The 14,782-nt window shown below is 41.5% G+C and carries 14 protein-coding genes; 1 reads left to right on the top strand and 13 read right to left on the bottom strand.

The features are described 5' to 3' along the window. Nucleotides 1–88: 88 nt before the first annotated feature. From Phpb_RS22950 to Phpb_RS22910, 9 genes are all read right to left on the bottom strand, one after another. A complete protein-coding gene (locus Phpb_RS22950; protein WP_181150261.1) occupies nt 89–304 on the bottom strand; it encodes a hypothetical protein in 216 nt (71 codons plus the stop codon). 147 nt (nt 305–451) lie between these two features. Then, on the bottom strand, nt 452–1,435 hold the full coding sequence (locus Phpb_RS22945; RefSeq protein ID WP_065392381.1) for a hypothetical protein: 984 nt from the start codon (nt 1,433–1,435) through the stop codon (nt 452–454). Nucleotides 1,436–1,522: 87 nt separating this feature from the next. Then, nucleotides 1,523–2,398, bottom strand: coding sequence for a class-II aminoacyl-tRNA synthetase family protein (locus Phpb_RS22940; RefSeq protein ID WP_065392380.1), 876 nt, complete (start codon nt 2,396–2,398; stop codon nt 1,523–1,525). 184 nt (nt 2,399–2,582) lie between these two features. After that, nucleotides 2,583–4,334 (bottom strand): carbamoyltransferase family protein, encoded by a 1,752-nt coding sequence (locus Phpb_RS22935; RefSeq protein WP_065392379.1) that lies wholly within the window; start codon nt 4,332–4,334, stop codon nt 2,583–2,585. A 129-nt stretch (nt 4,335–4,463) separates the two neighbouring features. Further along, nucleotides 4,464–5,648, bottom strand: a complete 1,185-nt coding sequence (locus Phpb_RS22930) for a beta-ketoacyl synthase N-terminal-like domain-containing protein (protein ID WP_065392378.1) — start codon at nt 5,646–5,648, stop codon at nt 4,464–4,466. Then, a complete protein-coding gene (locus Phpb_RS22925; protein ID WP_065392377.1) occupies nt 5,638–6,387 on the bottom strand; it encodes an ApeI family dehydratase in 750 nt (249 codons plus the stop codon). The genes Phpb_RS22930 and Phpb_RS22925 overlap by 11 nt, the downstream gene beginning before the upstream one ends. Continuing rightward, nucleotides 6,377–7,237 carry a hypothetical protein gene (locus tag Phpb_RS22920; protein WP_065392376.1) on the bottom strand — a complete coding sequence of 287 codons (861 nt, stop codon included), beginning with the start codon at nt 7,235–7,237 and terminating at the stop codon, nt 6,377–6,379. The genes Phpb_RS22925 and Phpb_RS22920 overlap by 11 nt, the downstream gene beginning before the upstream one ends. A 61-nt stretch (nt 7,238–7,298) precedes the next feature. Continuing rightward, nucleotides 7,299–7,547 carry an acyl carrier protein gene (locus Phpb_RS22915; protein ID WP_049581814.1) on the bottom strand — a complete coding sequence of 83 codons (249 nt, stop codon included), beginning with the start codon at nt 7,545–7,547 and terminating at the stop codon, nt 7,299–7,301. Between the two features lie 237 nt (nt 7,548–7,784). After that, complete coding sequence (locus Phpb_RS22910) at nt 7,785–8,477, bottom strand: SDR family NAD(P)-dependent oxidoreductase (protein WP_065392375.1); 693 nt, start codon at nt 8,475–8,477, stop codon at nt 7,785–7,787. 757 nt (nt 8,478–9,234) lie between these two features. Here Phpb_RS22910 and dauA point away from each other — a divergent pair. After that, nucleotides 9,235–10,950, top strand: a complete 1,716-nt coding sequence (gene dauA, locus Phpb_RS22905) for a C4-dicarboxylic acid transporter DauA (protein ID WP_065392374.1) — start codon at nt 9,235–9,237, stop codon at nt 10,948–10,950. A gap of 140 nt (nt 10,951–11,090) precedes the next feature. Here dauA and kdsA read toward each other — a convergent pair whose 3' ends face one another. The 4 genes from kdsA to prfA form a co-directional block, all read right to left on the bottom strand. After that, on the bottom strand, nt 11,091–11,945 hold the full coding sequence (gene kdsA / locus Phpb_RS22900) for a 3-deoxy-8-phosphooctulonate synthase (RefSeq protein ID WP_065392373.1): 855 nt from the start codon (nt 11,943–11,945) through the stop codon (nt 11,091–11,093). Nucleotides 11,946–12,041: 96 nt separating this feature from the next. After that, entirely contained in the window at nt 12,042–12,851 is an 810-nt protein-coding gene (sirB1, locus tag Phpb_RS22895; RefSeq protein WP_065392372.1) for an invasion regulator SirB1, read from the bottom strand. After that, a complete protein-coding gene (prmC, locus tag Phpb_RS22890; protein ID WP_065392371.1) occupies nt 12,835–13,683 on the bottom strand; it encodes a peptide chain release factor N(5)-glutamine methyltransferase in 849 nt (282 codons plus the stop codon). The genes sirB1 and prmC overlap by 17 nt, the downstream gene beginning before the upstream one ends. Continuing rightward, on the bottom strand, nt 13,683–14,765 hold the full coding sequence (prfA, locus tag Phpb_RS22885; RefSeq protein WP_065392370.1) for a peptide chain release factor 1: 1,083 nt from the start codon (nt 14,763–14,765) through the stop codon (nt 13,683–13,685). The genes prmC and prfA overlap by 1 nt, the downstream gene beginning before the upstream one ends. Between the last annotated feature and the right edge of the window lie 17 nt (nt 14,766–14,782).

The raw sequence follows: 14,782 nt of genomic DNA, 5'->3' as shown, positions 1-14,782 counted from the left end.
TTTAATACTTGTTAAAATAGCAAAGGAAAATTTTCATATCAACAAGATTTGTTAATGAAAAGTTTAAATTAAAAGAGTCACTATTCTTCTATGCGTGATAATACTCATGCAAATTATTAGCCTGATAGTGCGATAGGTACCGGTCTGCAAAGTTGCGCAAAGCAAGGTGTGCGATCTCAGTTTTACTCATACCAGTGACTTTAACCAGTTCATCAAGCGTTCCGGCGCTGATCTCAGTGGGCGTATCCTTATTACGTAAACGGATCAGGAAACTGGCTGGGGTTTTTCCTTGAGTATTGTGCATAGTGTGTTCTCCGAACCATGTCAAAGTAATGTATATCAATTCCATATCATGATAGTACGTTGATATATCGTTACCAAATCCCCATCACTTATTCAACGTAATTATTAATTAACAGCATCTCCTAACACCGACATAAGAGATTCAAACTTAACCTTTATACCGATATAACTCTTCCCACATCATGTTAGTTATTTGCTCAATATGATCAAAACGCCCTGCTATTTTTTCCAATACTTGCGGTGATAATGTGGCTTCAAATTTCAACGCTAAAATAGACAAAGCTTTCCAGTGATCAATCAATTCCGTGCACTGTTCAATCAGAGAAGGCGCAATATCAGCTCTGATTAAAGAGTGTTTTAACAGATTCAAATTAGGGATCACATACAATACGCTAATATGATCAAACAATCTTTTAGCCGCCCGGCAAGCTTCTTCCTCTGCTTGCTGAAACGCGTTCAGACATAATTTGCCATAATTTTTCAATGCGTCATAATATTCAGGCAAGGTATTAAATAATTCGGCCTGACGCGTCAGTAATTCCCTTACCGGCATATCTTCCTGATCTTTCAGTGAATCAACAATATAAAAATTACCCATATGATCATAAGTTTCATTGGGCACTTTATCAGAAAGCGCTAAATAGAATTGTTCAGATGACATCCATGCCTCACAAGCATAGGATTCCCGATCAACTACTAAAGAATCGAAGATACGCACTTGTGAATAATCATCTGCAATAGCGCTAATCAGCACGGCATGGAGATATTCTGGTTTATTGGCGTAAGCCTCAGAATAAGATAAATGCGCCGAATTAACCCAAGCAACGACGCCTTTCCTGTGACGTAATAATTCATATAATTGGCGACCCCAATGGGCGTAATCTATCGGTAGTAAAACTATATCTGCGCCCAAATTCGCTGTGCCAGTTAGCCCAACAGTTTCAATCGAACAAGTATATTCAGGCATATTTAATGCATCATAACCACTACGAAATAAATAACCATTGCCAGCTTCAAAGATCTCCGCCTCAAAAATTTCTTTACCCTGTAGATTAAGTAATCTTGTCAGGCTACCGGTAAAACAATTTATTGCGACATTATTTATCGCGACATTTGCATATGATTTATCCATCACATTTTCCATGAGTATTTTATTACCTCGGTACAATGGACTAACTTATGAATGGCAGACCAGATATATTACGCCATGTAATCACTGTTATTTTTCCTTTAATATTACTTCGGCTGCTTGTGCTATATTTTCGATGAGTAACTCAGGTTCATAATTCAAAGTATGTGCTAACAGCGCCAAAAGTAATCTCTCCATCCCAAACGCAATACAAGCAGAATGCATAGAATTATCACTGGCACGACTGACAATATTGAAGTTGGTGGTAAATAAATCTCGGTGTAAATTTCGTGAACCAACGCTAACGTTGTATTTATCAAACCAAGGAATAAGTATTTCACACTTGACGCCCATTGATAACTGTACTTTACGAGTCACTTTAGAATGCTCTCCATAAAATACATCACTGGCTTTTTCTACCGCAAGAGAAGGAAACAGTAATCGTAAGAATTTAACAGCTTGCCCAAATATTATTTCACAATGTGTTTCTACTTTTTCCTGTAGCCCCACCAATATTAATTCACGCATGGTAAAATTCCCCATACGGGTAGGCTCATCTTTAGCCGGTTCATATCGATGACATTGCCCTTTAGCCGTAAAATATTTCAGTTCCCAATCATGAGTACTCTCTGCCAAATGAGCAAAGGTATGATAACAAGTCGATGGGCTCAATACCCATGCATCCCCGCTATTTTCACTCATGGCATCGTGAGTTAAATGGGGATAGACATGCAATGGATTGCTAGGCAATTTATCAAAGAAACTGATACGCTCTAACGTGGATCGAGGTAACAATGTGGTACATGTGTGTGAAGTAACAGATATTCCCTTACTTAAAACTTGTAAAAGCGCCTTATCAAGGAGTTCAGCAGCAGCATATAAACTATTAGAAAACCGGTACCCGATAAGACCATTCTGTGATTGCACGATTGATAGCAGCTTACGCTGTTGAAGTTCTTTTATCATATTTTTATATTACCTTTGCTGATCGATAGTTACATTATGCTGCCCAGTAGATAATCTCTGTTTTGCAAAAGGATGTGTTTCTATATCATCAAATATCATCTCCAGATATTTTCCTAAAATGATAAAGAAACACATTTGATGCCAAAATCAATTAACTGACATCTCAATCAGGACGCCATCAAGGTTATTCTTTCCATACGACAAACCCCTCAATATAAAGCTTATCCAGTGAGGTTTTCAAAAATGTCTCTACTGCAACCTCCGGTGACATAATAAGCGGCTGCCCCCTAACGTTAAATGAAGTATTCACCAGACAGCCATAACCGGTTATTTTCTGTACCGCTTTCAATAATCGCCAAAAAGTTGTGTTAATAGCACGTTCAACAAGCTGAATACGCGCCGTTCCATCAGCATGGACAATACCTGACACCGGCTTCATCATTTCTGGTTTTACTTTGGCGGTGCAAAGCATATATCGAGTTGGCGTTAAATTGCGGGTCTCAAAAATAGTGTCGCAATCCTCATCCAAAATTGCCGGGGCAAATGGACGGAAAGCCTCACGGAATTTCACGGTGCTATTAATTCTATCCTTTATTTTTTCACCTGCCGGCAGAGCTAAAATTGAACGGTTGCCAAGCGCCCTTGGGCCAAATTCCATTCGATCATGGAACCAGGCAATGATTTTATCTTCCGCGATATCTTGAGCCGCAGAGGCAAAATAATCATCATTCAGCCCCAAATAACGCCATTTCATGCCCGCATTGCCGCCATGCCGGAATAATACATTACGGACTTCATCGGTAGAGAAACGAGGGCCGAGATAAGGATTAAAGCAAGAATCCGCGCCATTGTGGTATCCACCAGCCACAAAAAGCGCGGCGCCCAAGGCCGAACCATCATCACCCGACGCCGGTTGAACAAAGACGTTTTCTACACCATCAAGCTGACAAAGGGCTTGGTTTGCTTTGCAGTTTAAGAACGATCCTCCAGCAAGGCAGAGTGATGTTTCACCCGTTTTTCGCAGCCAATAGGTCACTAACTGTTTCAGCAACAGTGTAAATTTCTCCTGTAATCCGGCGGCAAAATCCTGATGAACATCCAGCAGAGGGTCATCTTCATTTCTCATCGTCAAACCAAACATATCGCTCAGTTGTGCCATTGCACCGGGAAAACCATATTCCGAATTGTCAAATGCTTGCGGTAACCAATTTATCTGTATCGTTCCACTCTCTGCATCGAATTGAGCCAATTTATTGAAGATATCGCGGTATCGCTCAGGATTACCATACGCAGCAAGTCCCATGACTTTATATTCATCACTATTAAATACAAAACCAAGGAACCGAGTACAGATAGAATAAAATATTCCTAATGAAGAGCTAATTGGCTGACTGTATAATTTCTGGAATTGCTGGTCTTTAGCAAGATAAACACTTAGGGATTCTATTTCGCCCATACCGTCTGAAATAACGCATAGCGCAGACGGGAAGCCACTGGGATAAAAGGCTGACGCCGCATGAGCCAGATGGTGATCTACCCCCTGAAAACGTGATTCAATATTCTGCCACCCCTCTGAGGCCAATGCATTAATCACCGTTTTTCCACTAAAAGCCTCTTCAAACATTTTCTGATTCGACATGAAAAAACGGCGATAATTATCATAATTAAAACCGTGGGCAATAACCTGTATATCATCTTGCGTAAGACCCGCTTCCGCCAAACAATAGTTAATGGCATTAGCAGGAAACCGGCCTGTTCCTTTTTCTCCGGTAAATCGCTCTTCCGCAGCCGCGGCGACAATTTTTCCATTAACCATCACACAGGCCGCACTATCGACTCCCTGACAAATACGCTCGTCTAATTTACCTACGCCTGGGTAATTTTCTCGCATAAAATGTTGAGAATTGGGAAGGCCGCTGATACCTAATATAATCATTTTCTTCACCTCCAAATTGTTATACCCGTCATCTTTCAAGTTGCCTCTTTGTTGAGGGTATATTTTTCTTTCATAAAAATTAAACTATGCACTGCTTTATACTAATAGCCCATTTTGCATTACGAAGAATCAAGTCACCTTGCCAAATAGAGTAATGGCATTATTACCACCAAAACCAAACGCATTATTTTGTATATATTTTAAATTATTCTTCATTTCCATTTGACGAGTGATTAAATTAAATTGATATTCAAAATCCTCTGGTAAGATATTTGTCGGCGGCATAATTTGATCTCTCAAAGATAAACAAGCACTGACTGCGCCAATTGCTCCCGCCGTCGCCATCATATGTCCGATAGTGCCTTTAATTGCTGAAACCGCTGAATTCGGGAAATATTCAGAGAATATCGATGCTTCTACAGCGTCATTAGCCTTAGTCCCTGTACCGTGTGCATATATGCCACCTATATCTTTGGCTTCCACCCCTGCCGAATCTAATAATTTTTTATGGCATTGAGTGACACTGTTAATATCAGGATTGGTCGGATGTAATGCGTCATTATTACTGGCAGTAGAGATCAATTCAGCATAAGGAGATTGATATTCACCAACGTGTTTTCTATTCTGCAACACCAAAAAAGCGGCGCCCTCAGATATCGTAATAAAGCGCCTTAATTTCGAAAATGGACGGCACTGTTCCGCACCTAATGCATTAAGCATGTAAAAACCTGACCACACCTTTTTTGAAAAAGCGTCTCCGCCTCCAATGACGGATGTTGAGACAATACCGGCATTCATCATGCGTAATGCTGTTTCAAGCGCAATATTTGCTGACGCACAAGTATTATGTATCGTCATGGAAGGCCCGAATGAACCAATCGCACGAGCGACATTATCGGAAACGGCGTGACTCGAATAGATATTCGAATGCCAATTTACCGGGATACCTTCAACTAATTGATCAAGAATATCCGCCTCAGCCTCATTATTACCCACACACACCAAGGCATTGCGCAATTCAGCACACCCTGGCTGTAATCCTGCGTCCGCTATCGCTTGAAGTGCGGCATCGACAGCATACAGAGAAGAATCAGGGACCTGTGGACCAGTACATTTCGGCGCTCTGGCTTTTATATCCAGACGCCGTTCAGCCGAAATTCTTCCAGCGATAAAATTTGGTTTCAAAGAAGGATAAATCGGTTCCAATCGAGTAAAATTTGACTCGCCGGCACATAAATTTTTCCAATAACTTTCGACGTCTATACCAATTGGAGTAACGACGCCAAGACCTGTAACATATATTTTATCCAACATCGTTCTCCTTCTTCTTAATTGATACTGCGTCAGTTATCCAAAGTAATTTTTCCCCTTCACGATATGCCCTGGCATCCCAACACATTATTGAGCCAAATCGAGTGACTTTAGTCTCAATAAACACAGGAGAGTTAATATGTTCGATATCAGGATCGAAGGCCAATTCACCAAATTTGGCAAAAACATAATCGCCTGCTGTTGAAATATTCTGTTGTTGACGCTGCAAAATTAATGCTAAATTTCCCATTGCCTCGACCAGAATAATCAAAGGAGAATAATGATATTTTTGCAAATAAGCAGCCTCATCGCGCAATGATTTCATATCCAGGCTGCAATTCGCTCTGCTTAATCCATCATTAACATAGACTATATTCGGTAAAAACCAAAATTCGGGTTCACGCAATGAGGGTGATAATAGAGAAGAGGCGTAAAAAATTTTCTTACTTTCACCTCTTGCATCTTTGCCAGTATAATTCAGGAGAAAAGAAAAACAGTGTTGTTCCGATACCATTGCAGAAATCTTATTTTCCTCTTGGCGGTATTGGATATTTTCATCAGGACGTATAAATTGATGAAAAAATAGATTTCTTAAACTAATAAAATCGGCAGATGTATCAGCCATCTCTTTACAAAAAGCGGCGACTGGCAAGATCCCCGGAACAATAGGATTACCGGGAAAATGATATTTGAATATTTCATCTTGAGGTGAAAAAACATGGTTAATACGATTAATCATCATTGTATATAACCCTTACGCCTGAAGCATTCATGTTATCGATTTCAATAAACACAACCGCGTCTCCTTGTTTACTGTGCTTAATCACCCCCATAAACTCATGAAACAAAAAAGCGCTGTTATATTCTTGATATTCAATTACATTACTATCTTTAACAACATGAATTAATGCGTCATTCCGCTCCAACGTATTGTATATAAATATCTTGGTATTCGGTGATAAAGCATCACACCGTCTTTTTATCTCTCCCACTGTCAACCCGAAGAAAAAATCCGCCGCAAATTGTTTTCCACTCAATAGCGTCGCACACATCACACCAGAAGATACTGACTTCTGATTGCTGATTTTCTTTCGTATATCATCAAGTGCTTCTGTGCAATAAACATCACCGCAAAAGAGGTAGCTGGCGCCTGCTGATCTATTATTCAAATTAAGCAATGCTTGCATGAATACCATTACCGGGGTTTTACTGCCCGCGTTTAATGTACAGTTTCCTCCCGTCACCTTCTTATCAATGTTAATAAAGGTTGAAGCTGAACTGGTGGTAGCATAAGGGAATTGTTGAGCCGATACCGTTTTATCATTGTTCATGACCTGCCGTTGAAAACGAAGCATTGCTTCAAGGTTGCCGTATTCTGTCCCCACAATCACCGATTCATTTTCTGCATGTCTATCTTCTGCAATAAACTGATTAGCCAAGTAGGTACAAACGCGGCTAAAGTCGTCACGAAAACGATCACCTTTATTGCTTACAAATTCAGAAATATCAGCGGGAAGAGAAAATTCCCCCTCTCTCTCACTCCGAAATATATTCGGATAAATAGCTAAATTTTCCACGTTAAAAGTCAACATTTTCCCTCAACTTATTATTTGAAAAATAGAGAGTTTTTAATTATTGGTTAAGTCAACCCGATCATTGCAGGTTATTTTTTATTTCCTCCCATAACTCACCTACAGTTTGAATACGGGCAAGCGCATCTTCAGAAATCTCTTTGCCAAAGGTTCGCTCAACTGACAAAATGACATCAATTAGTTTTAATGAGTCAATGCCGAGATCACTTTTCAACAATTTATTCGAAGTTATTTTAAAATCGGAGTCTAACTCAGCGACATTCACTAAAATACTTGCTAATTCTTCATTAACCATATCAATATTATCCATATTATATCCCCAATGACGCCTATACCCGTCATCTTTCAAGTTGCCTCTTTGTTGGCTGCACTCGCTCACCCCGGTCACATAGTTTGCTATGCTCCCGGGGATTCACTCCCTTGCCGTCGCGATGCATCTTGAAATCCATAGGGTATATACCCATTATCTTTCAAGTTGCCTCTTTATTGGCTACACTCACCCCATACATACATCGCAAAACGTACTCTGATTAACTGTCAGCAACAATTAACCACCTAATCCCCCATCAATGCAAAGAGATGTTCCTGTGATATAGGTTGATGTACTCAATGTCCCCACACAAAAACGGGCAATTTCATCAACATCTGCTATTCGTTTTAATGCGGTGCTTCTGGCGAATTCCATCTTCTTTTCCGGAGAAATATGCCGCAACATACCACCGTCAACATATCCCGGCATGACAGTGTAAGCCCTAACATTAAAACGACCATAGTCATTAGAGATATTTTTTACCAATGCATTCATGGCTGCTTTCGAACAAGAATAAGCGGTGGCGCCTGTTTCCCCACGTAAACTCGCTGTAGAAGATATAAATTGTATCACGCCATTACGATTCTTCATAAAATGTGGCAGCAAATATTTTGCTACTCTTGCTGCGCCAAACAAGTTGACATTAAAAACATCATGCCAACCCTCAATATCCTGAGCATGCAATAAACCATCCAATGACATTGCCGGCGTATAGATAACCGCGTCAATACATTTCATCTTGTCAATTGCCATGCTAATGGCTTCTCTAACACTGTTATCCGACATAACATCTAAATGAATTTCTTCATTCTGCGGTCTACGTGAGGTACCTAATACTTCATAACCGCTCGCAACCGCATGCCGGAAAATTGCACTCCCTATTTCACTTGATGAGCCAATAATAAGTATCTTGCTGTTATATTTATGCATTTAAATATTCCCACCTTATCTAAAAGATATTTTCCAACAGTAATCCCTACTTTAAATAAAGCATTCAGAATAAATATCATCTAAACAAAAAAACATTTTTACCTTATATGCTTTTAACACATATACTTTTAACACATATATTTTTAGCTTACCTATTTTAAACGCATTTAATCCATCTAATTCTATAAGTCACCCTAAATAATAGGAGGAGTTCTTAAGCCTGTCAAATTATTAATCTAATATTTAAGCGATATCAAAGCATTGGTTAAATTACACCCAAAAATTAAATGAAAACCATCATGCGTAAAAATATCCAATATGTCTAATTTAATCCAGTCATAATCAATATATGTGGTGAATGCATAATTAATTATTTAATTTCCTAACAATAACAATTAAAAACTGCAATTAATTCTGTTAATTTATTATAAAGATAAAACATTATAATTTTATGATTAATAGAACAAACATATAGCTTCAAGTTTAAAAATATTAATTAAATTCTTTATGAAGTTAATTCAATAATATTTACCAATAAGAATAGATACTTAATAGAATCGGTTTCAGCCTATTTTATGGTAATAAGAACATTATTCTCCCTTTTACTTTTCACTTTCCTGACGTTAAGCTATTAACATTAATTTTGATCTATAGCGCTATCGCGTTGAACTAAAAGCACTATTTTTACAATTCAGTTTGCAATTTGGTTGTAACAACCTTATTGCTTTTTCCCTCTATATTTTTGGTTTATGCACAGATGAAAACTCGTAGAATGAACGGTATACGGCCGTTTAGTGCTGTAATTGATGCTTGTTGGAAAGAACCTTACTCTTTTACTCGTTTAACTAAAGATATTATCGCCGGTATTACTGTCGGTATTATCGCCATTCCGCTCGCTATGGCGCTAGCAATCGGGAGTGGCGTCGCGCCACAATATGGGCTTTACACCGCCGCTATCGCCGGGATGATAATCGCGATAACCGGCGGCTCACGCTATAGTGTTTCCGGCCCTACCGCCGCTTTCGTTGTCATTCTTTACCCAGTCTCTCAACAATTTGGCCTGAGCGGTTTGCTCATTGCAACATTAATGTCAGGCATTATTTTGTTGGTGATGGGATTAGCCCGCTTTGGTAAATTGATCGAATATATTCCCCTCCCTGTCACACTCGGTTTTACTTCTGGAATCGCGATTACTATCGCAACCATGCAAGTAAAAGATTTTTTCGGCCTGCAATTGGAACATATGCCAGAGAATTATATCAATAAGGTTGCGGCTCTGTTTCAAGCGCTGCCAACGCTGTATTTGAGTGATACGCTGATTGGCTTGACGACACTCGCCATTCTGATTTATTGGCCTAAGCTTGGGCTGAAATTACCCGGGCATCTTCCCGCTCTCATTGCAGGAACCGCCGTGATGGGGATCATGAACTTATTCGATCAACATGTTGCTACTATTGGTTCCGAGTTTAGTTATATTTTGAATGATGGTACTCAAGGGCAAGGCATTCCCCCCATCCTGCCGCAATTTGTTTTACCGTGGCATTTACCTGATATGGGTTCACCTCAAATTGATATAAATTGGGCGACAATTTCAGCCCTATTACCCGCCGCCTTCTCAATGGCAATGTTAGGCGCTATTGAATCACTGCTTTGCGCTGTGGTTTTGGATGGTATGACCGGTAAAAAGCATCACTCAAACAGTGAATTGATTGGTCAAGGATTAGGAAATATAGTCGTACCATTTTTCGGCGGCATTACGGCTACCGCCGCAATCGCCCGTTCAGCCGCCAACATCAGAGCCGGCGCGACATCGCCGATTTCAGCCATTGTTCATTCTCTGCTCGTATTATTGACTTTACTGGCATTGGCCCCCATGCTCTCCTATCTTCCTCTGGCCGCCATGTCCGCCCTGTTGCTCATGGTCGCCTGGAATATGAGCGAAATACATAAAGTTATCGACCTCATGCGCCGTGCGCCAAAGGATGACATTATTGTGCTGGTACTTTGCATGTCGCTCACAGTTCTGTTTGATATGATTATTGCCATTACGATCGGTATCGTATTAGCTTCACTGCTGTTTATGCGCCGAATAGCCAATATGACTCGCATCAGTCAATTGCCGCAAACAAATGTCGATAAAGGTCTGCTGGTTGTCCGTATCAATGGCCCGCTATTCTTTGCCGCCGCTGAACGTATATTTACAGAATTAAAGGAAGAAAGTACCCGTTATCAGACGATCCTTATGCAATGGGATGCCGTTCCCGTGCTGGATGCCGGTGGGATGCACGCTTTCCAACGCTTTATCGATGAAGTGGGTAAGGATAAATATATTGCTGTTTGTGATATTCCATTTCAGCCTTTAAAAACACTGGCCAGAGCCAGGATACCATTGGTTGAAAATCACCTTAGTTTCCATGCGACATTGCCACGAGCAATGGCAGAGTTAAATTTCAATGGCAAAATGGATAGCTGAAATTACCAGACAAAAACTTGCTAACTCTTTTTCCAATACTTTTTTCCCTATAAATTAATGGCGCTGTGTAAACCAGCGCCATTAATTTATTTATCACAAAATCTCGTCATCATTTGATGTCATGACATCAAAAAGCCATTTTATTTATCGGTATCCAGTTGAGGGAAGCTTTTCACCACGTCATCAATGGCTTTCATCTGGTTCAAGAATGGCTCAAGTTTTGCCAACGGCAATGCTGATGGACCATCACACATCGCATTCTTTGGATCAGGATGAGCTTCAAGGAACAAGCCGGCAATACCGACCGCCATTCCCGCACGCGCCAGTTCAGCAACCTGAGCGCGACGACCACCAGACGCAGCGCCAAATGGATCGCGGCATTGCAGTGAATGAGTGACATCAAAAATTACCGGATGCCCCCCCGTTGCCTGAGCCATAACATTGAAGCCCAGCATATCCACCACCAAATTGTCATAACCAAAGTTGCTGCCACGGTCACATAAGATCACTTGATCGTTGCCGCCTTCTTTGAATTTTTCCACAATATTCCCCATCTGACCTGGGCTAATAAATTGGGGTTTTTTAACATTAATCACCGCGCCGGTACGCGCCATTGCCTCAACCAAATCAGTCTGACGCGCCAGGAATGCCGGCAGTTGGATGACATCAACCACTTCCGCCACCGGCTGCGCCTGTGCCGGTTCATGCACGTCAGTGATAATTTTCACACCAAAAGTCTGTTTCAACTCCTGAAAAATCTTCATTCCCTCTTCCAGACCGGGACCACGGTAAGAGTGAATTGATGATCGGTTTGCCTTATCAAAGGAGGCTTTGAAAACATAAGGAATGCCCAATTTTTGTGTCACTGTGACATAGTGCTCACAAATACTCATGGCCAAATCCCGTGACTCAAGGACATTCATACCACCAAAGAGAACAAACGGTAGATCATTAGCGACCTTGATATCACCAATATGAACCACTTTCTGTTGCATACTTATACCTTCCGTTAAGGACCAATAAATTAATGAAATAAATCAGTGCAAAACAATATCTCAATGCAAAGCAGTATTTCAATACAAAACAATATTTTAGTGTAAAACAATGCCTTGCTGCTTAATAGCGTATATTTGCATTCTGATCATTTCCGCCACCGGGTCTTCCGGGCAGTTCTCCACAAAATAATTTAAATCAGAAATCGCAATATGATTACAGTCAAGTTCCGCATAAATCAGCCCTCTATCACGTATTTCATAGGGGTCATCGGGATCAAACATCAGCACAGCTTCACTCGTCCTCAGCGCCAATTCCATTTGTCCTTCGTCCATTAATGCGACTTTTATCGTATCCAGCATTTTACGTATAATGCTGGCGTTATCAGCTCCTTGCAAATCATCTGCTGCTAATTCCACTGTCTGGCTAATATTACCTTTAAGCCATACATCAAGCACACGTTCAGTTAGCGCTTCCCCATTGATTGGATTAATAAACTTCGCCGTGTTATCTGGATAATCAACACGCAAAATCAACTGCGTCGGAAAAATAACCGGCATAAACGGCAGTTCTAAAGCCTGAGCAATATGAATAAGAATTGCCCCTAAAACAACAGAGGAACCTCGGCGGGTTTGCAATACTTTATCCAGCCATAATGTATCTGACAGGCAATAAACACCACTGGCGCCGCCGAATTTCCAGCTTTGATAAAAAAGCCTCAGTAATTTTTCCAGTCGTTCTTCTATATTTAGCTGCGGAGATATTTCACGTCTGGCCTCATCAATCAATGCTTGAAGCTGCATTTCCACTGAACGCTGAGGAAAATCAGCACGCAAGGTTCTGGAAATTAACAGGATACCGCTACTTAACGATGCATCATTAAATTCATAATCAGCTATGGCTTTCATCACTTTTCCACTGACCCAGTGTTATTCGCTCATTACCGCCATAATCCTGAAAAGTAGCCACCTGCTGATAACCACTCTCAGAAAACAGGCTTCTTACAACATTTCCCTGTTTCCAACCATGTTCCAATAACAACCATCCACCAGGCGACAAAAAATGGCGAGACAGATCAATAATGGTATTCAGATCAGCAATTCCCTGTTTTGCCGCAATTAACGCACTATCCGGCTCGAACCGAACATCACCCTGAGACAGATGTGGATCGGTTTCATCTATGTAAGGCGGATTACTGACAATCATACCAAACTGTTGATTATTCAACGAAGAGAACCAATCGCTTACCCAAAAATCCACATTTTGTATTTTGAGTTTTTCAGCATTGCCCTGCGCCAACATGACCGCATCAGGATTGATATCAACCCCGGTAATCCGGCAATCAGGACGCTCACTAGCGATCGCCAGTGCAATTGCGCCGGTTCCCGTTCCCAAATCCAAAATGCGGCAAGGCGTCGACGATAACCGTTCAAGCGCCTTTTCCACCAGACATTCAGTGTCAGGACGCGGGATTAACGTGGCGGGAGAGACATTTAATGGCAATGACCAGAATTCACGCTCACCGGTGATGTAGGCAATAGGTTCACCTTTCACCCGGCGAGCGAGTAAAGCCTCAAGCTGGCTGAACTGCGCCGAAGCTAGCTGCGTTTCACCAAACGCCAATAGGTAAGTCCGGGCATGGCGAGTGACAAACCCCAACAAAATTTCCGCGTCTCGTTTAGGACTGTCACTTGCCGATAACTGTATTGCGGCTTGTTTAAGCCAAGATTGATAATCCATCAATCTTGCTCTGACAAAGCCGATAAGAGATCAGCCTGATATTCATTAACGATTGGCTGAACAAGCATATCCAATTTGCCTTCCATCACTTCATCAAGGCGGTATAACGTCAAGTTAATACGGTGATCCGTCACTCGCCCTTGGGGAAAATTGTAAGTGCGGTTGCGATCTGAACGGTCACCGGAGCCTAACAAGTTACGGCGCTCAGACGCCTCGGCCTCTTGACGCTTACGAACTTCCGCCGCATGAATACGCGCGGCCAATACGGACATCGCTTTCGCTTTGTTTTTATGCTGAGAGCGCTCATCCTGACACTCAACCACAATACCGGTTGGAATATGAGTGATACGAATAGCGGAATCTGTGGTATTGACGTGCTGACCGCCTGCCCCGGAGGAACGAAACGTATCAATACGTAAATCACCTGGGCTGATATCGGGCAACTCCGTTTCCGGGACCTCCGGCAAAACCGCGACGGTACAAGCAGACGTGTGAATGCGCCCTTGCGATTCGGTTTCCGGCACACGCTGAACACGATGACCACCCGATTCAAATTTTAAGTGACCATAAACCTGCTCGCCGGAAACTTTAGCGATAATTTCCTTATACCCACCATGCTCACCATCATTAGCACTGATAACTTCAACTTTCCAACGATGGGATTCCGCATAACGGCTGTACATACGAAACAGATCCCCGGCGAAAATAGCCGCTTCATCACCACCGGTTCCCGCACGTACTTCAAGAAAACAGTTACGCTCATCATCAGGATCTTTTGGCAACAGCAATAATTGTAGTTGTTGTTCTAACTCTTCATTACGAACCTTGGCGTCCCTGATCTCTTCCTGTGCCATTTCCCGCATTTCAGGGTCATCAAGCATGATTTCGGCTGCTTTAAGATCATCCTGAACAGCACGCCAAACCTTAAAACAGCTCGTCACATCAGTCAGTTGAGCATATTCCCGCGACAAAGCACGAAAACGTTCCTGATCAGCAATCACATCGGCATCACCGAGATGAGCCAAAACTTCTTCGTGACGTTCTTGCAATGCTTCCAATTTAGCAACAATAGAAGGCTTCATTCTTGGTTTTAGACCCT

The sequence above is a fragment of the Photorhabdus namnaonensis genome (assembly GCF_001684335.1).
GTDB classification, from domain to species: domain Bacteria; phylum Pseudomonadota; class Gammaproteobacteria; order Enterobacterales; family Enterobacteriaceae; genus Photorhabdus; species Photorhabdus namnaonensis.
The sequence above is the reverse complement of the archived record's forward strand: the minus strand, read 5'-3'. Positions and strand labels throughout refer to the sequence as shown.